We start from the raw sequence: 20,127 nt of genomic DNA, 5'->3' as shown, positions 1-20,127 counted from the left end.
AGTGCCTCGCCGGCACCCCTTGGCGGGTGCATCGCCGACCGCGATCCCGGCTCGCCGGGTGACGCTGCCGCATCATGGACAGCGTGATGCGTAGGTTCGGCTGGTTCGTGCTCGGCGTGATCGCCGCGGGTGTGCTGGCCGGTCTCGCCGGTGGCGCCACCGCCGTGGTACTCAAAGCGATTCAGCATGTGACGTTCGGTTACTGGTCGGGCACACTGCTCGACGGGATCAGCGCAGCGACCGCCTGGCGCCGCGTGGCCGGGCCCGTGGTCGGTGGGGCGCTCGCCGGTGCCGGTTGGTGGTGGTTGCGACGTCGTCGGCAACTGATCCCATTGACCGTCGCGATCGAGCGCGGGGAGCCCGTGGCGACGGCTCCCCGTGCCGCCGACTCGTCGCTGCAGATCCTGCTGGTCGGGACCGGGGCATCGCTGGGACGAGAGGGAGCTGCCCGCGAGTTCGCGGCCGTCGCCGCAGACCTCGTCCTCCGTCGAATCCCGTTGCCGGAATCGGACATCCGGGTGTTGCTGGCGTCGGCGGCCGGCGCCGGGCTCGGTGCGGTGTACAACGTGCCGTTGGCCGGCGCCTTGTTCACCATCCAGCTCCTGCTGCATTCGTGGCGCCCTCGCGAGGTACTCACCGCGACGTTGACGTCGGTACTGGCCGTCGTCGCGGCGTGGCCGGTTGTCGGCGATCGGCCGACATTCGTCTGGCCCGGCGCCGATCTCACCGCGGCGGTCGCGGTGGTGGCACCAGCCGCCGTGGCGGCGAGCATGGCCCTGGGTGCAGCATTCTCGCGACTGATGAGTCATGTTCAGCAACAACCGGTCTCGGGATGGTGGTTGATCCCGGCGTTGGCCGGTGCCGGTGCGTTGACCGGCATCAGCGCATTATGGTTTCCCGAACTACCCGGCAACGGCAAGTCCATCATCACCGAATCACTCGGCGGCGGCGGACCTCTGCTCACGGTGGCGGCCATAGCGCTGCTCAAACCCGTCCTCACCGCCACCCATCTGCGCGCCGGTGCGGTTGGCGGCCTGATCACCCCGGCACTGGCCACCGGCGCCGCATTCGGTGCGGCCGTCGCGATCCTGGCCGAGCACTGGACCGGCTGGGACATCAATCCCGCCGCGGTCTCCCTACTAGCCGCCGCGGCGTTCCTGGGTTTCTCCCAACGAGCACCGCTGTTCGCCGTCGTCTTCGCCTGGGAGCTGGCCCATCCGCCACCGACGTTCCTGCTTGCCCTAGCCCTGATCGCGGTGGTGGGGTACGGGGTGCAGACGGGTGTTCCGATTCTGCGAGGGAACGGGATTCGTGGTCGCTTCGCGATCCGCTCGCGTGGCCACCGGAACCGGTGACCGCCCGGACCTTCGCTCGGTCGAGACGAGGTCGGACACCCCCCCCATCGGGATAGGCAAGTAGCCCTCGCGGGAGATGGCAGACCCCGACACCGCTCCTAGGCTTGTGATCCAGCGCACAGCCCGAAGGGAACCCGAGGATCGATATGCCGTTTGTCATCGCTGCACCCTGTATCGCCGACTACTCCTGTGTGGAATCGTGCCCGGTCGGGTGCATCCATCCGTCGCCCGACGATCCGGAGTTCGATCGGGTGGAACAGCTGTTCATCGATCCGGACACCTGCATCGGCTGCGGCGCGTGCGTGGCGGCGTGCCCGATCGATGCGGTGTTCGACGCCGACCGACTGCCCGCGCGGTGGAAGGCCTACGAACAGATCAATCGCGACTACTTCACCGGAGGCCTGAAGTGATCGCGCCCGAGTCCTACCGCATCGCGGTGGTGGGATCGGGGCCCGCGGGGATGTACACCGCGCGTCATCTGCTCTCGGCCGGCATCGCCGGAACCTACCTCGACGGACGAATGGTCTCCTTGACCGATCGGCCGATGGAGGTCGACATGTTCGACAAGCTGCCGACGCCGTTCGGACTGATCCGGGGTGGCGTCGCACCCGATCATCCGGACAAGAAGCTCATCGGTCACCTCTTCGAATCCGTCGCCACCCGAGAAGGATTCCGGTTCTGGGGCAACATCGACGTCGGCCGGGACATCGGCGTCGATGAGCTCGCCCGGTGGTATGACGCGGTCATCCTGGCGGTCGGCGCCGCCGCCGATGCGCCCCTGGGAATTGCGGGTGAGGAGTTGCCGGGCAGCCTGTCGGCGCGTGAGTTCGTCGGTTGGTACAACGGAACTCCCGAATACGCGGCACTCGATCTCGATCTCGACACCGAACGTGCGGTCATCATCGGCAACGGGAACGTGGCGCTCGACGTCGCTCGTGTCCTCGCCACGCCGCCGGCCACACTGCGTCGGACCGACATCGCCGAACATGCCGCCGAGGAACTGCAGCACAGCAGGATTCGGGAGGTGGTGGTTCTCGGTCGGCGCGGGCACCTGGCCGGTGCGTTCGCCGCCGCGGAACTCGAGGAACTCGGTGACCTCCCGGGCGTCGACGTCGTCGCGCACCCGCAGGAGCTGGCGACGGTCGAGGACATTCCGGCCGCCGGGCCACTGCGGCGAAAGCACGACAGCCTGATCCGGTACTCGCAGACGACACCCCTCGACGACAACCGCCGAATAGTGCTGCGGTTCCTCGCAGCGCCGGTCGCCCTGATCGGACAGCAGCGCGTCGAGGCCGTCCGGGTGATGCGCAACCGAAGGGTCGGTGATTCCTGGACCGTCGAGCAGACCGGGGACACCGAAACGCTGCCGTCCGGTGTCGTGGTGCGCGCCACCGGATATCGCGGACAACCGTTGCCCGGCATCCCGTTCGACTCCGCACGGGGGGTGATCCCGAATGTGGACGGTCGGGTGGAGAACATGCCCGGTGTCTACGTCAGCGGATGGATCAAACGGGGTCCGGTCGGCGTGATCGGCACCAACAAGAAGTGCGCCCGAGACACCGTGCGCTCACTGCTGGCCGACCTCGACGCGGACCGCTTGCCGCGAGCGGGTGCGCGTGACCGCGCGGCGCTGGACACCTGGGTGCACCAGCGCCGACCCGAGGTCACCACCTTGCCCGGCTGGCGCGGCATCGACATCCGCGAACGGCTCGACGGCAGCGACGTCGGAAGCCCGCGACGCAAGATCGTCGACGCCGACGAACTGGTGCGCACAGCCCGCTCACATCGCCCGACCCCGCCGCGGCGCCACGATGTGATCGTCATCGGGTCGGGTCTGGGCGGATTGTCGGCGGCGGCATGCCTGGCCGCTGCGGGCAAGTCGGTCCTGGTTCTCGAACAACACGAGATCCTCGGCGGTTGTTCGCAGGTATTCCGGCGTAAGGGCAAGTGGGAGTTCGATTGTGGAGTCCACTATGTCGGGGGATGCGTCCCGGGATCGGACAACTTCATCCCCGCGGTGCTGCGCGGCCTGGGGGTCGAGGACCGCATCGAATGGTCGCGGATGGACGACGATGGCATGGACACCGTCTCGTTCCCGGACCACACCTTCCGCGTCCCCACCGATTGGCATCGCTTCGCCGACGAACTCGCCGCGACGTTTCCCGGTGACGCCGCGGGCCTGGCGAGCTGTGTGCACGAGTTGCGTTCGGTGGGAGAGGCGTTCGAACGTCTCAATGACGTCCCGCATTCGGTCCGCGCGGTGCTGCCGCTGGCCACCCGCCCCCGCGAGGCGGCCCTGGTCGCCCGGGCCCTCGAGCAGCCCATCGCGAGGCTGTTCGACCGTCACCATCTCGGGCTCGAGGCCCGCGCAGCATTGCTGTCACTGATCCACCTGCACAACACGCCGCCGGCCCGGACCCCGGCGTTGCTGGTGGCGGCGCTGCTGCAGCACTACTTCAAGGCGGGGGCATACTTCCCGACCCAGGGTGGGCAGGTATTGGGGGCGAACCTGGCCGAGGTCATCGAGGCCAACGGGGGAGAGATTCGCACCAAGGCCCGGGTGGCGTCGATCGACGTCGAGGATGGACGCGTGCGCGGGGTCACCCTGTGCGACGGCGAAATCTGTCACTCCGACATCGTCATCAGCAACGCCGACGCACACCGAACCTTCTTCGACCTGGTCGGCCCCGAGCATCTGCGTCGTCGCACCCTGGACCGCATGCGTCGGTTCCGGCGCCCCCACTCCATCTTCTCGACGTACATCGCCGCCGACATCGACATCTCGACGATCCGGCCGGCAACCAACTACATCCTGCACGGTCGGTACGACGTCGCAGAGACCTATCGGCTCCTCGATGGCGGGGACTGGGATCCGCAGGGCTGGCTGGCGATCAGTTCGCCGACGCTGAAGACGCAGGGCGTCAAGCACTTCGGCGCCGAAGGGCACAGCAGCATCGAGGCGTTCACCGCGGTGCCCGCCGAGTACGAGTTCTGGGGTGGCGGCGACCCGATGGCCGGCACCGCCTACAAGTGGTCCCCGGAGTACGTCCGTCGCAAGGCCGAGATCGAGGCGGCGGCCATGGAACGGGTCCTCGCCGCGATGCCCGAACTCGACGGCCACATCGTGTGGCAGGAGTCCGCGACGCCGATGTCGCATGAGCGATACACGCTCTCGCGCATGCCGTACGGGCCGGAGAACGCCAAGGACCAGATCGGTCCGGGACGTCGTCTGTCGGTGCGCACGGAGATCGACGGTCTGTTCCTCGCGGGCGCCTCGACGGTGCATCTCTACGGGATCGCGTTCACCCTTCGCGGTGGTGTCGGAACCGCATCGCACATCCTGGGACGCGATCTGCTCGCGGAGTTCCGTCGCGGCGTGGTGCTGGGAGACCGTTCGGCCCTGCCGGACCACGGACCCGACTGGGACCCGTTCGAGGCCTCCGGCGGGTATGCGTGGAAGGGGCAGAACAAGGAACGCTCACGGGCGGAGGCCGTCGCCGCCCGGTGAACCGGTCATACGGCGCTACAACGCGATACACGACTGCGCGGGTGATCGAGAACTTCAGTGACGAACCGACGGGTATCGGTTACCAGCGGTAGTCGAGAAACTTCCCGTCGAAGGTGACGACGACGCGGTCGCCGTCGGGATCGGATCTGCGCGCGAAGTCGACCCTGAAGTTGATGGCGCTCATGATGCCGTCGCCGAACTCTTCGTGGATCAGTTCCTTGAGCGCCGGGCCGTATACGGCGAGCGCCTCGTGGAAACGGTAGATCGTCGGGTCCGATGCGGCGGCGTCGTCGGCGGTGCGGGTCGGTTGGCGCACGAGACTTTCCACGACCCTGTCGTCGAGTCCCAAGAAGGCACACAGCGTGATCGCCTTGTCGGCGGGGACCGGATGTTGGCCCAGTAGCGCCGCGACCGTCCACACCAGCGGTGCGTCGATGTGCTCGGCGATGTCGGCCCAGGTCAGGCCCCGTCGAATGCGTTCGGCGACGATCAATTCCGCGGCGTGTGATTTCGGCATGATGGCGGTGGTCATCGGGTCTCCTCTGCTGGTGCGGATGGCTTATCCACCTTGACCACCGTGGTGGCATTCGTCCACCGGAAAGCCGATCCCGCCGCGCGATACGCGGCGGGATCGGCCCGGGGCTTGGTGACTCAGTGGCTCGTGACGGCGATGATCACCCCGATGATGCTCAGCACGATGGAGATCCAGCCCAGCACGATCCCGGCCTGGGCCTTGCCGTGCCCGACGGGGGATTCGGTCTGCGCCTGACGACCGACGATGATCGCCGGGATTCCTGCGATCAGGCCGAGACAGAAGATCGAGACGATCCCCAGCACCAGACTGACCGTGGCCTTCGTATTCTTCTGCACCGGGTTGATGACGTTCATGAATTAGTCGGTCCTTGAATATGGCCGTGTCGGAGCACGGTCGTGGATATGGCCGTCTGTCGACTGTCGGATTCCCGGATGTGGATGATTTGGTGATCGCCGATCCGGGGTCAGCAGACTTTATACAGAAGCGGTGGACAGCGGCAACACGAGTGCGGTATTTGTTCATCGGACACTTTCGTGTCCGTTCACGACGAGGAGAAAATCGATGCGCCGCTCCACTCTCATTGCTGCCACCGCCACGATGGCCGCCACTGTCCTATTTGCCGGATGCGGGACGAGTTCCGATTCGTCGTCGACGGACAACAGCAGTTCGGCGACGTCATCGATGGCTGCGGTGGCCCTGTCCAAACCGGATTTCATCAAAGCCGCCGACGCCATCTGCGCAGCAGATAATTCCCAGGCGTCGCAGAGCGCGTCGAGTATTCCGGCCGGCCCGTCGGGCGCCGAGCAGCAGAAGGATCTCTTTCTCAGCACATATCGCACCGAACTCCAGAAGCTGCGCGCCCTGACGCCGCCGCCCGAGGACCAGGCCGCCGTCAACGACATCTGGAACGCCCTGGACCAGGGCCTATCCGCCGTCGCCAGCAGCCCGGCGGGTCAGTTCGAGAACCCATCGCTCGACAAGGCCAACCAACTGGCGAAGGCCTATGGGATGAAGGTCTGCGGCAGCTGAGTGACCGGGTGTGAACGACCGGTTACCGGGGGCAGTTGTTTCCCGGTAACCGCGTGTTCAGTTATTGGTGGAGCCGAATATCGATTACCGCCGTTTCGCTCGTACAACCCAGGGGCTGCACCGGCGCATAAATGTTGAGACCAATACCGAATATCGGGAGAATTCAGACCCGAGTTCTGCTGCGATATCGCTGTGGATCGGTTTGTCGCTTTTGCCGATTGATCACTGGTGGGAAACCTGTTGCGGAATTCGCCATATTATTTCCCTCGGTAGCGGTGGCCAAGCCCATTGATTCCTCTTGGTGGCCGATATTCTCCCGACGGGTGTGCCGCTTTCGCGGATATTGCTGGAGTGCGTTATGGCCGTTTCGGCCGATTCGATTGCGCCTGTTTTCTCGGTGACGGCGGGGACTGGATATCGGGACGACTGCTTCATGGGAGCCGATGCGTGCGATGTGCTCGCTCGTCGGCCGTGGCCGCGGCGAAGGCTCGTCACCCGTGGTGCCCCCAGTCGGACTCGAACCGACACTGGGCGGATTTTAAGTCCGCTGCCTCTGCCAATTGGGCTATAGGGGCGCGTCAACAGCATGCCACGGCCGCCTCGGATCGTCGTCGGCGGATCGCATCCATGCGGCGGGTGCTGAGCGAAGGATCGTCGTCACACGGTGGACACGGCCTTGACCCGTTGACTTACTACCGATAACTTAACGGGGGTAACTCACCTTCCACGGCTGGAGTGGCCATGCTGGATCGTTTGACCCGGTTCTTGACCGGATTTCCCAAAACCGTTCTCGCCGTGGCCTTTGTGCTGCTCGTGGGGTGTGGACTGTACGGCGCGTCCGCGGCGGGTCATCTGCTTGCCGGCGGCTACGAGGATCCGAACTCCGAGTCGGCGAAGGCGGCCTCGGTCATCGACAAGACCTTCGATCGGGGTGGTCCGCAGTTCGTTCTCAAGCTCGACGGCGCGCCGGGCGTCGACATGGCGACCGACCCGGCCGCGAAGACGACCGGCCAACAGATCGTCTCCGAATTGAGCTCGAGTGGTCATGTGCAACAACCGATCCTGTCGGTCTGGACCAATCCCGACCTCGCTCCGGCGTTGTTGAGCAAGGACAAGTCGTCGGCGCTGATCGTCACGACTCTGGCCGGCGGTGAGAACGATGCGCCGCGCTACGCCGAGGAACTCGCCCAGCGCTACAGCGGCACGCGTGAGGGCATCACCATCCGGGCCGGTGGGCAGGCGATGGTCTTCCACGACGTCAACGCGCAGACCACCCGCGACCTCGCGGTCGCCGAGGCCATCGCGATCCCCATCAGCTTCCTCGTGCTCATCGTCGTGTTCGGGGGAGTGGTGGCGGCGCTGCTGCCGATCCTCGTCGGCGTCGTCGCGATCGTTGCGACCTTCGCGATGCTGCGCGTCATCGGGTCGATGACCGACGTGTCGATCTTCGCGCTGAATCTCACCACCGCAATGGGTTTGGCGCTGGCGATCGACTACACCCTGCTGATGGTCACCCGATATCGCGAAGAACTCGCCGCCGGCCGGGACACGCGGTCGGCGATCGCGGTGATGATGCAGACGGCAGGCCGGACGGTCACCTTCTCCGGCGTCACCGTCGCACTGTCGTTGTGCGCCTTGGCGATCTTCCCGATGTACTTCTTGCGGTCGTTCGCCTACGCGGGGCTCGGGGTGGTCGTCGTCGCCGTACTCGCCGCACTGGTGCTGACCCCGGCCATGCTCATGCTGCTCGGCCCGCGTATCGATGCACTCGACGCCCGCAGACCACTGCGCCGCCTCCTCGGTCGGAACGCGCCCGCACCGGTCCCGATCGAGCAGGGCCGGTGGTATCGGTTCGTCCGTGGTGTTCTGCGGCATGCTGTTCCGGTGGGTGCCGGTGCGATCCTGGTGCTCCTGGTCCTCGGTGCGCCGTTCGCGTCGATCACCTTCGGCTTCCCCGACGACCGGGTCCTGCCGAAGACGGCCACCGTGCACCAGGTGTCGCAGGAGATGCGCGCCGACTTCGCCGAGAACCTCTCGGGCGCACTGACCGCCGTCGTCACCGGTGGCACCGACCCGACACGCATCGACTACGCGCAAACCCTGTCGCGTGTCGACGGGATCAGTTCGGTGTCGGGTGCCGCCGGCACCTTCGTCGACGGCAGGCAGGTGGCACCACCGCAGCCCGGTGACCTCCACACGGCGGCCGACGGCACCACCACCGCGCTGCTGTCGGTCAGCGGCAGCGCCGAGCCACTGACCGACGCCGGCGCCGACGAGCTGGCAGCCCTGCGTGCAGCGCCCGTCCCGGAGGGCATGACGTCGCAATTCGCGGGGCTACAAGCCAGCAACACCGACACCGTCGACTCCATCTACGCGCATCTGCCGTGGGTGCTCGGTGTCATCGCCATCGCCACGTTCATCCTGCTGTTCCTGTTCACCGGCAGCGTCGTCCTGCCGCTGAAGGCGCTGGTCCTCAACGTGCTGTCGCTGTCGGCGACGTTCGGGGCGATGGTGTGGTTTTTCCAGGAGGGCCATCTCGGCGGACTGGGAACCACCGCAACGGGGTTCCTGGTGGCCACCATGCCGGTGTTGATGTTCTGCATCGCCTTCGGGCTGTCGATGGACTACGAGGTGTTCCTGCTCGGCCGAATCCGTGAGGAGTGGCTGGCCTCGGACCGCACACGGGCGGCCAACGATCACGCCGTGGCCATCGGTTTGGCACGCACAGGTCGCGTGATCACCGCAGCAGCCCTGCTGATGAGCATCGTGTTCGCCGGAATCGCTGCCTCTCAGGTGTCGTTCATGCGTATGTTCGGCGTGGGGCTGACACTGGCGGTCCTGATGGATGCCACGGTCATTCGCATGTTGCTGGTACCGGCGTTCATGCGGATCGCCGGCCGCGCCAACTGGTGGGCGCCACGTCCGCTGCGGGCGCTGCACGATCGCATCGGCCTCACCGAGGCAGCACCGTCCGACCCTCCGGATGCCGACGAACGCCCACCAGCAGAGGACCCCACCGACCACCAGCCCATACCGGACCTTCAGGAGAAACGTGACCATCCAGAGGCGGCGGACCCGATCCCCCCGCGGATCGGGTGAACTGCTCGCCGACGAGATCATCGACGCCGCCACCGACCTGCTCCTCGACGAGGCAGATGCCTCGGCGGTGTCGATCCGTGCCGTCGCCACCCGCGTCGGGGTGACGCCGCCATCGATCTACCTGCACTTCGCCGACAAGGACGCACTCCTCGACGCCGTGTGCGCCCACTACTTCGAGCAACTCGACGAGAAACTGGCCGACGCCGAGGCCGGGGTCGGCGACCCGCTCGAGCGGGCACTGAGCCTCGGGATGGCCTACATCCGGTTCGCGCTGTCGACCCCGGTGCTGTATCGGCAAGCGTTCTCCCGTGTCACCGCCGACACCCCGACAAGGGTCGACGAGGTCCTCGCCACGTCGGCGGTCGTGCGGTTCTCGCGCACCGTGACCGAACTCGCCGAGGCGGGGATGTTCGAGGCAGGGGAAGTTGCCGACATCGTCCTCGAATGGTGGTCGGCTGCCCACGGTATCGCCTCGCTGATGATCTCCAAGCCCAGTCTGAACTGGGGCGATGACCTCGAACGTGCCGAAACGATGCTGCGGGCGATGTGTGTGGGCCGGGCCGTGATGGGCGTGACCGCGGCCTGTGAGCCCGACGAGGTCCGCCGGCTGTTGTCCGAGCTGAGCACCCGCTGACCGATTTGTCGGACCCGGCTCCTGACGCGAATGGTCAAGAGAAGGTAAAGTCGGAACTCTGACGGGTGATCGCCCGTTGTCCAGACGAGATACCCACTCACGTTCAGATAGGGAGCGCCAGGTGCGAGATAGCAGCAATCCGGTGATGCGCGGCGTGGTCCGCGACAATCAAACCGCCGGCGGCTATGCGGGCTTCGGCACCGGTGCGGCCGGTGCCGGTCAGGCAGCCATGTACAACCAGTACGGCCAGCAGGTGCCGCCGTACACCCAGCAGCCCACCACGACGACCCGGCAGCTCACCATCGATGACGTCGTCACCAAGACCGCCATCACCCTCGGCGTGCTCACCACCTCGGCGATCGCGGCCTACTTCCTGGTGTCGGCGAACGAAGCGCTCGCGATGCCGCTGTTCGGCATCGGTGCCATCGTCGGGCTGGTCCTGGTATTGATCGCTTCGTTCGGGCGCAAGCAGGACAATCCGGCGATCGTGCTGGGGTATGCGGTGTTCGAGGGCTTGTTCGTCGGATCGATCTCCTACGTCTTCGCCAACTGGATGGTCAGCGGCACCAGTGCCGGCGCACTGATCGGGCAGGCCGTCCTGGGCACGTTCGGTGTGTTCTTCGGCATGTTGCTGGTCTACAAGGTCGGTGCGATCCGCGTGACCCCGCGGTTCACTCGGATGTTGTTCGCCGGGCTCATCGGGGTCATCGTGCTGATGGTCGGCAACCTGATCATGAGCCTGTTCACCGGCGGTGCCGGCATCCTGCGTGACGGTGGCCCGATCGCGATCATCTTCTCGCTGATCTGCATCGCGCTGGCCGCGTTCAGCTTCCTCGTCGACTTCGATGCCGCCGACCGCCTCATCCGAGCAGGCGCCCCCGACCGCGCCGCCTGGGGTGTGGCCCTGGGCCTGACGGTCACCCTGGTCTGGCTCTACGTCGAGATCCTGCGACTGCTGAGCTACTTCCAGTCGGACTAGTTCCTTCGGTACAAAAGAAACCCCGCTCCTTCTGCGAAGGAGCGGGGTTCTTCTTTGTTCTGATCAGCTCAGCTCAGGCGCTCGAGCACCATTGCCATGCCCTGGCCGCCACCGACGCACATCGACTCGATGCCAAAGGTCTTGTCGTGGGTCTGCAGGTTGTTCAGCAGTGTGGTGGTGATGCGGGCACCGGTCATGCCGAAGGGATGGCCGAGGGCGATCGCACCGCCGGAGACGTTGAGCTTGTCGTGGTCGATGCCGAGGGCGTCGGCCGAGCCGAGCACCTGCACCGCGAAGGCCTCGTTGATCTCGACCAGGTCGATGTCGGACAACGACATCCCCGACACCTTCAACACCTTGCGGATCGCCTCGATCGGGCCGAGTCCCATGATCTCCGGCGACAGTCCGGTCGCGGCGGTGGCGACCACCCGGGCCAACGGGGTCAGCCCGAGCGCCTTGGCCTTGGTGTCGCTCATGATCACCAGGGCGGCCGCGCCGTCGTTGAGCGGGCAGGCGTTGCCCGCGGTGATGGTGCCGTCGGGGCGGAACACCGGCTTGAGCTGGCTGACCTTCTCGTAGGTGGTGCCGGCGCGCGGACCGTCGTCGGTGCTGACCACGGTGCCGTCGGGCAGGGTCACCGGATCGATCTCGCGCTCGAAGAAGCCGGCCTTGATGGCCTCTTCTGCGAGGTTCTGGCTGCGCACACCCCAACGATCCTGATCCTCGCGGGAGATGCCGGTGAAGCTCGCGACATTCTCGGCGGTTTGACCCATCGCGATGTAGACGTCGGGCAGGATGCCGTCCTCACGCGGATCGTGCCACGCCGGGGCACCGCCCTGAGCGGTCTTCTCGGTGCGGGCGATCGCGTCGTCGAAGATGGGGTTCTTGGAGTTCGGGGCGCCGTCGGCACCACCGGAGATCCCGAAGCTCGAGACGCTTTCGACGCCGCCGGAGATGAAGACGTCACCTTCGCCGGATCGGATGGCGTGCAACGCCATCCGGGTGGTCTGCAGCGACGACGAGCAGTAGCGGTTCACCGTGACACCGGGGATGTGGTCGTAGCCGAGTTCGACGGCGAGCACGCGGCCGATGTTGTAGCCACCCTGTCCGGCGGGCTGGCCGATACCCCAGTGGATGTCCTCGATGTCGGTCGGGTCGAGTTCGGGAACCTTCGCCAGTGCGGCGGCAATCATCTGGCGAGAGAGCTCGTCGGGGCGGATGTCCTTCAGGGACCCCTTCCCGGCGCGGCCGATCGGGGAGCGGGCATGGGCGACAATCACGGCTTCAGGCATGTGGCCCAGATTACTGGACCGCGCGATGCGGCCGATCGGGCGCCATCGGGTGCGGGCGGCTATCCGGGGCGCGGCGTGACCAACGGCAGGAAGACCTCGTCGACGATCTCCTCGAGCGTTTCATCGGCGACCGGCGCCAGCGTCATCATCACCTCATGACGGTAGAGGTCGAACGGCACCGCGACCACTCGCGCGGTGAGTCGGGCCGGGTCGACCTCGCCGCGGGCGACCGCTCGCTCGAGGATCGTGTCGAGGTTCGACGGCCGACCGCCGAACAGCACTGCGCGGAGATCGCGTGGGGTGTCCCCGGTTTCGGCGTAGAACTCGCCGAGCGCGGCGCTGAGCATGACCAGGAAGTTCGACCGGTTGCGGTTGGCGTCGCGTAACGCGGCCAGCAGATCGCCACGCAGCGTCCCGGTATCGGCGAGGACAGGAGCGGCCAGCTCGCCGCGGCGTCGGATCACCGCACGCACCAGGTCCGCGCGGTCGGACCATCGGCGATAGAGCACCGGTCGGCTCGTGCCCGCTCGCTCGGCCACCGCCTCGAACGTCAGACCGCCGTAGCCGCGGTCACGCAACTGATCCCATGCGGCGTCGAGGATCGCCGCCTCGAGTTCCGCCCCACGGCGACGGGTCGGTTTCGCCCGCTCCTCAAGATCCACTTGCGTATCTTATCGCGCCGGTCTACGGTCGAGAACTAGATACACCAATGTATCTTAATGACTCTATGGGGAACGAGGCCCGCTCATGTCCACCGTGCGGCACGACGAAGGTGCGAACGGCCACGAGACCGTCGGCGAAACGCCGCCGACGCAGGAGGTACCGCGCGAGGTCCGGAGGGTGGCGATCGCGGTCATCGTCGGACTCGTCGCGCCGATTCTGGACACCACGATCGTGACCATCGCGCTCGACGCGTTGAGTCGGGATCTGCACGCGACGGTGAGCACCGTGCAATGGGTGAGTACGGGGTATCTTCTCGCACTCGCGGTGGCTGTTCCGCTGGCGGGTTGGGCGGCAACCCGATTCGGCTCCCGCGCAGCATGGACTGGCGGGCTCGTGCTGTTCCTCGCCGGATCGGTGATGTGCGCGGCGTCGTGGAACATCGACTCGCTCATCGCCTTTCGGGTGATCCAGGGATTCGGTGCCGGGCTGATCATGCCGCTGATGACGTCGATCCTGGTGGCGGCCTCCGGCGGGGTGGCGCTGGGCCGGCTGGTGGCGATGGTGAGTCTGCCGACGGCGCTCGGGCCGATCCTCGGGCCGGTGGTCGGCGGGATCATCCTGAACTGGCTCGATTGGCGATGGCTGTTCCTGGTCAACGTGCCGTTGTGTATCGCCGCGCTGATCCTGGCGAGACGTATCCCCGCCGACCGCAGCTCCGCGGCACCGCTTGACATACTCGGACTGCTGCTGCTCGCGCCAGGGCTGGCGGCGTTGCTCCTCGGTCTCTCCAACGCGCACAACGGAATCGGGCAGATGGACGTGATCGTTCCGGTCGCTGCCGGCGTGGTGTTGACCGCCGCCTTCACCTGGCATGCGCTGCGTCGGAATGGAGTCGCCCTGGTCAACGTCGGTGAATTGCGGCGGCGTTCGGTGAGCGTGTCATCGCTTGGATTGTGCTTCTTCGGCATCGCCTCCTTTGGCGCGATGTTCTTGATGCCCTTGTACTTTCAGCAGATCAGGGGTGACACTGTCCTGCAGGCCGCGCTCGTGCTCATCCCGCAGGGGGTCGGGGCGCTGGCCACCCGAAGCCTGGCCGGACGGTTCACCGACACGATCGGCGCGCGCTGGGTAGCGGTCACCGGCTTCGCGGTGGTGGCCGCGGCGACGCTTCCGTTCGCGCTCGCCGGTGATCACACCAACACGGTCTGGCTGATGGTGGTGCTGCTCGTCCGCGGCTTCGGTCTCGGGACGCTGCTGTCGCCGCTGATGTCGGCCGGCTTCATCGGGCTGCCGGGCTCGGCACGTCACGACGTCAGCATGTTGAACCGGACCTTCCAACAGGTGGGCGGATCGTTCGGCACGGCTTTGCTCGCAGTGGTGCTGACCGCCGGGATGGGTGCCGGCACCGGCTTCCACGACGCGTTCTGGTGGGCTGCGGGTCTCGCCGCCGTCGGCGCCGCGGCCTCGCTGCTGCTGCCCGACGGCCGCGCCGCGGTCTGACAGCGACAACCGGCAACGCTCAGCGCACCGTGCGCGCGATCCGCAGGATCCTCTCGGTGAGTTTGCTGTTGTCCACCGACGGCGACACCTCGGGCGGCTCGGGCAGCGGCTCGGGACCCCACTCGCCGAGCGCCGCGAGCACCTCCGGAAGCAGGATGTCGGCGGCGAGCCCATATCCGTCGGCCGAGGGGTGGTAGCGGTCGAAGGAGAACATCCGGTCCGGGGCGTCGCGGAAGTCCTCCGCCAGCAGATCGGCCATCGGGACCGCACGCCCGCCTGCCGAGACGACCGCGGCCTTCTGCCGCGCGGCCAGTCGCATGCCCCATATCCGCAGCACCGAGCGCAGCGGTTGGGGAATCGCGGTGATCACACCGAAATCGGGGCAGGTACCGACGACCACCTGGGCGTCGATGGCGCGCAGCCTGCTCACCGCCGACCGGAGTCGGCCCGCCGAGGCGCGAACGCCGTTGCGGGCGGTGACGTCGTTGGCGCCCACCAGGATCACCGCGATGTCGGGACGATCGCCGGCGATGAGCATGGCGTCGATCTGCGCGGCCAGGCCCTTCGACGTCGCACCGACGATCGCCTTGTTGCTGTAGCGCACCACGTGCCCGGTCTCGACGGCCACTCGACGGGCCACCCGCGCGCCCGGCGTCTGCGCGCCGGTGTCGGCGCCGAGACCGGCGGCGGTGGAATCCCCGAACACCGCCAGATGTAGTTCGATCTCATCGCGGTTGTCGCGGGTGACCCGATGCGGGCCACTGCCGTCGGGTCGATAGATCCCGTCTCCGTCGGGAGCGTTGTCGGTGCGGTGCGGGATGACGGTGCGCGCCTTCTGCGCCTGCCACACCAGCAGGTTGTAGCCACCCCACGTGATGCCCGCAGCGGCGGTCGTCGCGGCCGCGGTGGCCCCGAGATCGCGCAACAGATGGTGGTCGGTGGGGCGCGGACCGGTCACGGGTGACAGCTTACCGATGCTTCTGCCGACGACCGGTGACCTGCGGGTCTGCGGGTCGCCATCGGCACGGCGATGTTCGGCGATCCGGGAACCGACGTCGGATGGAAACGACGGAGACGGTTCTGGGACCATGGAAGGCATGCGCATCGCCAATCACGTCGTCGACCTGGTGGGCAACACGCCCCTGGTCAAACTCAATTCGGTGGTCACGCCCGGCTCCGGGCTGGTGGCGGCCAAGGTCGAATACCTCAACCCCGGGGGCAGCAGCAAGGACCGCATCGCGCTTCGCATGATCGAGGCCGCCGAGAAATCCGGTGCGCTCAAGCCCGGCGGCACCATCGTCGAGCCGACGTCGGGTAACACCGGGGTCGGTCTGGCGCTGGTCGCACAGCAGCGCGGATACCACTGCGTGTTCGTCTGCCCCGACAAGGTCGGCGAGGACAAGCGCAACGTGCTGCGCGCCTACGGCGCCGAGGTCGTCGTCTGCCCCACGGCGGTCGCACCCGAGCACCCCGACAGCTACTACAACGTCTCCGACCGGCTGGTCCGCGAGATCGACGGTGCGTGGAAGCCCAACCAGTACGCGAATCCCGCTGGGCCGCAGAGTCACTACGAGACGACCGGTCCGGAGATCTGGGCCGACACCGACGGTACCGTCACCCACTTCGTGGCCGGTGTCGGCACCGGCGGCACCATCACCGGCACCGGGCGCTACCTGAAAGAGGTCTCCGGCGGCGCGGTAAAGGTCGTCGGTGTCGACCCCGAGGGGTCGGTGTACTCCGGTGGCACCGGACGGCCCTACCTGGTGGAGGGTGTCGGCGAGGACTTCTGGCCGGAGGCCTACGACCCGAGCGTGCCCGACGAGATCATCGCGGTCTCCGACGCCGACTCCTTCGACATGACGCGACGTCTGGCCCGTGAGGAGGGCCTGCTCGTCGGCGGATCGTGCGGGATGGCCGTGGTCGCGGCACTGCGGGTAGCCGAGCGCGAGGGGCCCGACGCCGTCGTCGTCGTGCTGTTGCCCGACGGTGGCCGCGGCTACATGGCCAAGATCTTCAACGACGAGTGGATGAGCAGCTACGGCTTCCTGCGGACCCCCCTCGACGCGAAGGCCACCGAACCGCTCGTCGGCGACGTGCTGCGCGGCAAGACCGGTGCACTGCCCGACCTGGTGCACACCCATCCGTCGGAGACCCTGCGCGACGCCATCGAGATCCTCCGTGAATACGGGGTGTCGCAGATGCCGGTCGTCGGTGCCGAGCCGCCGGTGATGGCCGGCGAGGTCGCCGGAGCGGTCACCGAACGGGATCTGCTCAGCGCCGTGTTCGAGGGCCGCGCCAACCTCGCCGACCCGGTGTCGGCGCACATGGGAGAACCGTTCCCGCTCATCGGTTCCGGCGAGCCGGTGTCGGCGGCGACCAAGGCGCTCTCGGACACCGACGCGCTGATGGTGGTCGAGGACGGCAAGCCGATCGGCGTCATCACCCGCCACGATCTGCTGGCCTTCGTCAGCACCCATCCGACCATCACCGCCGGCTGACACCGGCTTCCCCCGACGTCCACCGACGAGGAGTTATCCCGTGAGTTCCCAGCAGCGTCCCCGCGGTTTCGCGACCGACGCCATCCACGCCGGCTACGAGCCCAACCCGCTCAACGGGGCGGTCAACGTCCCGATCTATGCCAGTTCGACCTTCGCCCAGGACGGCGTCGGCGGCATGCGCGACGGATTCGAATACGCCCGCACCGGCAACCCGACGCGCCGGGTGCTCGAGGCGAACATCGCCGCGATCGAACACGGCACCTACGGACGGGGTTTCGCCTCCGGGATGGCCGCCACCGACGCGTTGCTCCGTGCGTGCCTGCGCCCCGGGGATCATCTGGTCATCCCGAATGACGCCTACGGCGGCACCTTCCGGCTCATCGACAAGGTCTTCACCCAGTGGGGCATCACCTATTCGGTTGCGCCGGTCACCGACGCCGACGCCATCCGTGCGGCGATCACCCCGCAGACGAAGCTGGTGTGGGTGGAGACGCCCACCAATCCGCTGCTCAACGTCGGCGACATCGAACAGACCGCCGCGATCGCCCACGACGCCGGCGCAAAGTTGGTGGTGGACAACACCTTTGCCACACCGTACCTGCAGCAGCCGCTGTCGCTGGGGGCCGACGTCGTGCTGCACTCGACGACGAAGTACCTCGGCGGGCACTCCGACGTGGTCGGCGGCGCTCTGGTCACCGACGACGCCGAACTCGACGACGCGATCGCCTTCCTGCAGAACGGGGCCGGTGCGGTACCCGGGCCCTTCGACGCCTACCTGACCATGCGCGGCATCAAGACCCTGGCAGTGCGGATGGAAAAGCACTGCGACAACGCCGAAGCCGTCGTCGATTACCTGTCGAATCACGACCGGATCGACCGCGTGCTCTACCCGGGACTGCCGATGCACCCCGGTAACGAGGTCGCGAGCAAGCAGATGAAGCGTTTCGGCGGGATGGTCTCGGTCCTCGTGGCCGGCGGCATCGAGGACGCCCAGAAGTTCTGCGCGCGCACCGAGGTGTTCACCCTCGCCGAATCCCTGGGCGGGATCGAGTCACTCATCGAGCATCCCGGCGCGATGACCCACGCGTCGACGGCGGGCTCGCTGCTCGAGGTGCCCGCCAACCTCGTGCGGCTGTCGGTCGGCATCGAGGACGTCGACGACATCCTCGCCGACCTGGAGCAGGCACTGCAGTAGCGACGCCCATGCTGATCACCGCGTCCGAGATCGCCGACGCCGTCACCGAACTGCGCGGCGTCATGCGTCGTACCCCGATGGTCGCGTCCCGGGTGCTCAGCGAGCGCGCCGACCGCGAGGTCTGGCTCAAGTGCGAGAACCTGCAACGCACCGGATCGTTCAAACCCCGCGGGGCCTACTACCGGATCAGCCGGCTGAACCCGGCCGAACGCGAGCGCGGTGTGGTCGCGGCCAGTGCGGGCAACCACGCGCAGGGCGTGGCGTGGTCGGCGAGCAGACTGGGGATCTCCTCGCGGGTGTACATGCCGGTCGGCGCGGCCCTGCCGAAGATCGCCGCCACCCGCGCCTATGGCGCCGAGGTGGAGCTCGTCGGTGCCACCATCGACGAATCCCTGGTCGCCGCACGCGAATTCGCCGAGCGCACCGGAGCAGTACTGATCCACCCGTTCGATCATCGCGACATCGTGATCGGGCAGGCGACGGTCGGCGTGGAGATCTGTGAGCAGATGCCCGACGTCGGCACGATCGTGGTGCCGCTCGGCGGTGGCGGGCTGCTCGCCGGTATCGCGGCCGCGGTCAAACCCGTTCGCCCCGACGTGCGGATCATCGGTGTGCAGGCCGCAGAAGCGGCCGCGTGGCCACAGTCGCTGGCTGCCGGATCGCCGACGGCCGCGGCGCGGATGGCGACGATGGCCGACGGCATCGCGGTGGCACTCCCGGGGGAGGTCCCGTTCGCCCACGTGACCGAACTCGTCGACGACGTCGTCACCGTCGACGAGGACGCGTTGGCGACCGCGTTGCTCCTGATGCTCGAGCGCGCCAAACTCCTCGTCGAACCGGCCGGGGCCGCCGGGGTCGCGGCGGTGGTGGAAGGCGCGTGTGGACAGTTGTCGGGGCCGGTGTGTGTGGTGGCCTCCGGCGGCAACATCGATCCGCTCGTGCTCAGCCACGTCACCACGACCGGACTGAGCGCCGCCGGACGGTTCCTCACCGTCACCGCCACCGTGCCCGACCGCCCCGGGGGTCTGATCTCGCTGCTGGAAATGCTGCGCGACCAGGGTGCCAGCGTCGTCGACGTGGTCCATTCACGTGTCGCCGAGGGACTCGCGCTCGGGCAGGTGCAGGTGACCGTCAGCGCCGAGACCCGGGGGCCCGACCACCAGGCGACGGTGCGCGAGGCGCTGGCTCAGGCGGGTTTCCTGCGCTGAACCGTTGGGGTGGCAGGGCCTTGAGGGGCTGAGCGCCCGGTCCGGGTCAGGCCTGCGGGGTCAGATGCGCGAAGTGCCGCAGGGTGTCCGATTCGATGCTCTTGAACACCGGCACCGAGGCCGGGTTGGAGAACGCATTCAGCGCCCGCGACGACGGGCCGAGTTCGAGGGCGAACGCCCACACGAGACGCGACCCGACTGCCGCCGGGGTTATCTCGGTGTACTCGCCGAACCGCCGCATCCCGGGGACATTGACCTTCGCGACGCGAAAAGCGTTGTGGTAGCTCGAGTTCTCGGCATCCTCGGTCCAGTCGAAGAACACCTCCGAGAGGGTGACATAGCCCGGGGCGAGTGACGCCTGCCGGGTGGTGCCGACTCCGTAGGGCGCCGCCGAGGTGAACTCGATCGACTTGATCGCCTTGCACCAGTCCAGTGTGTTCTGCCTGGTCAGTTCGGCCCACGCGCGCTGCGGTGACACCGGGATGTTGATGTCGATGCGATAGGAGATCGGGGCCGTGTCGAAGAAGTCGAGGTCGAACGGTTCGAGGTCATAGGTGCGCGCCATGAGTCGAGATTAGGGCATCGCCTCCCCGTGCACCGCCACGATCCGTCTGTCCGTCGGCGGAGTCCAC

17 protein-coding genes and 1 tRNA gene are annotated in these 20,127 nt (G+C 67.3%); 11 read left to right on the top strand and 7 right to left on the bottom strand.

Features of this window, described 5'->3' with window-relative positions; all coding sequences use genetic code 11:
* Window positions 1-86: 86 nt before the first annotated feature.
* The 3 genes from GOPIP_RS23505 to GOPIP_RS23495 all read left to right on the top strand — a co-directional run bounded on the left by GOPIP_RS23505 (window position 87) and on the right by GOPIP_RS23495 (window position 4,863).
* Complete coding sequence (locus GOPIP_RS23505) at window positions 87-1,355, top strand: chloride channel protein (protein WP_240524195.1); 1,269 nt, start codon at window positions 87-89, stop codon at window positions 1,353-1,355.
* A 146-nt stretch (window positions 1,356-1,501) separates the two neighbouring features.
* Window positions 1,502-1,765: a 4Fe-4S dicluster domain-containing protein gene (locus GOPIP_RS23500; RefSeq protein ID WP_006372331.1), complete on the top strand. Its 264-nt coding sequence runs from the start codon at window positions 1,502-1,504 to the stop codon at window positions 1,763-1,765.
* Window positions 1,762-4,863 carry an FAD-dependent oxidoreductase gene (locus tag GOPIP_RS23495; RefSeq protein ID WP_006372330.1) on the top strand — a complete coding sequence of 1,034 codons (3,102 nt, stop codon included), beginning with the start codon at window positions 1,762-1,764 and terminating at the stop codon, window positions 4,861-4,863. Before GOPIP_RS23500 ends, GOPIP_RS23495 begins: the two co-directional genes overlap by 4 nt.
* A 79-nt stretch (window positions 4,864-4,942) precedes the next feature.
* Here GOPIP_RS23495 and cynS read toward each other — a convergent pair whose 3' ends face one another.
* Together cynS and GOPIP_RS23485 are read right to left on the bottom strand one after the other, a co-directional pair.
* Window positions 4,943-5,395 carry a cyanase gene (cynS, locus tag GOPIP_RS23490; protein WP_006372329.1) on the bottom strand — a complete coding sequence of 151 codons (453 nt, stop codon included), beginning with the start codon at window positions 5,393-5,395 and terminating at the stop codon, window positions 4,943-4,945.
* 119 nt (window positions 5,396-5,514) lie between these two features.
* Window positions 5,515-5,751, bottom strand: coding sequence for a DUF4190 domain-containing protein (locus GOPIP_RS23485; protein ID WP_006372328.1), 237 nt, complete (start codon window positions 5,749-5,751; stop codon window positions 5,515-5,517).
* A 208-nt stretch (window positions 5,752-5,959) separates the two neighbouring features.
* Here GOPIP_RS23485 and GOPIP_RS29205 point away from each other — a divergent pair, with 208 nt between their 5' ends.
* The gene (locus GOPIP_RS29205) at window positions 5,960-6,427 is read left to right on the top strand and encodes a hypothetical protein (protein ID WP_196813425.1); all 468 of its coding nucleotides are present in this window, start codon (window positions 5,960-5,962) and stop codon (window positions 6,425-6,427) included.
* 498 nt (window positions 6,428-6,925) lie between these two features.
* Here GOPIP_RS29205 and GOPIP_RS23470 read toward each other — a convergent pair.
* Window positions 6,926-7,002, bottom strand: a tRNA-Leu gene (locus tag GOPIP_RS23470).
* A gap of 166 nt (window positions 7,003-7,168) precedes the next feature.
* Between GOPIP_RS23470 and GOPIP_RS23465 the strand changes: the two genes are divergently transcribed.
* The 3 genes from GOPIP_RS23465 to GOPIP_RS23455 all read left to right on the top strand — a co-directional run bounded on the left by GOPIP_RS23465 (window position 7,169) and on the right by GOPIP_RS23455 (window position 11,139).
* A complete protein-coding gene (locus GOPIP_RS23465; protein ID WP_006372325.1) occupies window positions 7,169-9,526 on the top strand; it encodes an MMPL family transporter in 2,358 nt (785 codons plus the stop codon).
* Complete coding sequence (locus tag GOPIP_RS23460; RefSeq protein ID WP_006372324.1) at window positions 9,480-10,160, top strand: TetR/AcrR family transcriptional regulator; 681 nt, start codon at window positions 9,480-9,482, stop codon at window positions 10,158-10,160. Before GOPIP_RS23465 ends, GOPIP_RS23460 begins: the two co-directional genes overlap by 47 nt.
* 121 nt (window positions 10,161-10,281) lie before the next feature.
* Window positions 10,282-11,139 carry a Bax inhibitor-1/YccA family protein gene (locus GOPIP_RS23455; protein ID WP_035728780.1) on the top strand — a complete coding sequence of 286 codons (858 nt, stop codon included), beginning with the start codon at window positions 10,282-10,284 and terminating at the stop codon, window positions 11,137-11,139.
* A 68-nt stretch (window positions 11,140-11,207) separates the two neighbouring features.
* Here the strand turns inward: GOPIP_RS23455 and GOPIP_RS23450 are convergent, their stop codons facing one another.
* Together GOPIP_RS23450 and GOPIP_RS23445 are read right to left on the bottom strand one after the other, a co-directional pair.
* Window positions 11,208-12,431, bottom strand: coding sequence for an acetyl-CoA C-acetyltransferase (locus GOPIP_RS23450; RefSeq protein WP_006372322.1), 1,224 nt, complete (start codon window positions 12,429-12,431; stop codon window positions 11,208-11,210).
* A gap of 59 nt (window positions 12,432-12,490) precedes the next feature.
* Window positions 12,491-13,093: a TetR/AcrR family transcriptional regulator gene (locus GOPIP_RS23445; protein WP_006372321.1), complete on the bottom strand. Its 603-nt coding sequence runs from the start codon at window positions 13,091-13,093 to the stop codon at window positions 12,491-12,493.
* 85 nt (window positions 13,094-13,178) lie between these two features.
* Between GOPIP_RS23445 and GOPIP_RS23440 the strand changes: the two genes are divergently transcribed.
* Complete coding sequence (locus GOPIP_RS23440; RefSeq protein ID WP_006372320.1) at window positions 13,179-14,594, top strand: MDR family MFS transporter; 1,416 nt, start codon at window positions 13,179-13,181, stop codon at window positions 14,592-14,594.
* Between the two features lie 19 nt (window positions 14,595-14,613).
* Here GOPIP_RS23440 and GOPIP_RS23435 read toward each other — a convergent pair whose 3' ends face one another.
* Complete coding sequence (locus GOPIP_RS23435; protein ID WP_006372319.1) at window positions 14,614-15,552, bottom strand: SGNH/GDSL hydrolase family protein; 939 nt, start codon at window positions 15,550-15,552, stop codon at window positions 14,614-14,616.
* A 139-nt stretch (window positions 15,553-15,691) separates the two neighbouring features.
* On the opposite strand from GOPIP_RS23435, the gene GOPIP_RS23430 reads away from it, so the two are divergent.
* Genes GOPIP_RS23430 through ilvA form a run of 3 tightly spaced genes read left to right on the top strand, consistent with a single transcriptional unit; the run spans window position 15,692 to window position 19,495 of the window.
* The gene (locus GOPIP_RS23430; protein WP_014359406.1) at window positions 15,692-17,092 is read left to right on the top strand and encodes a cystathionine beta-synthase; all 1,401 of its coding nucleotides are present in this window, start codon (window positions 15,692-15,694) and stop codon (window positions 17,090-17,092) included.
* A gap of 40 nt (window positions 17,093-17,132) precedes the next feature.
* Complete coding sequence (locus GOPIP_RS23425) at window positions 17,133-18,287, top strand: cystathionine gamma-synthase (RefSeq protein WP_006372317.1); 1,155 nt, start codon at window positions 17,133-17,135, stop codon at window positions 18,285-18,287.
* A gap of 8 nt (window positions 18,288-18,295) precedes the next feature.
* The gene (gene ilvA, locus GOPIP_RS23420; RefSeq protein ID WP_006372316.1) at window positions 18,296-19,495 is read left to right on the top strand and encodes a threonine ammonia-lyase; all 1,200 of its coding nucleotides are present in this window, start codon (window positions 18,296-18,298) and stop codon (window positions 19,493-19,495) included.
* A gap of 46 nt (window positions 19,496-19,541) precedes the next feature.
* Here the strand turns inward: ilvA and GOPIP_RS23415 are convergent, their stop codons facing one another.
* Window positions 19,542-20,060: an SRPBCC family protein gene (locus GOPIP_RS23415; RefSeq protein WP_006372315.1), complete on the bottom strand. Its 519-nt coding sequence runs from the start codon at window positions 20,058-20,060 to the stop codon at window positions 19,542-19,544.
* Window positions 20,061-20,127 lie beyond the last annotated feature (67 nt).

The organism is Gordonia polyisoprenivorans NBRC 16320 = JCM 10675 (assembly GCF_000241325.1).
Classification (GTDB): Bacteria; Actinomycetota; Actinomycetes; order Mycobacteriales; family Mycobacteriaceae; genus Gordonia; species Gordonia polyisoprenivorans.
Note: the sequence above shows the minus strand (reverse complement) of the source record. Positions and strands in the feature narration are given on the sequence as shown.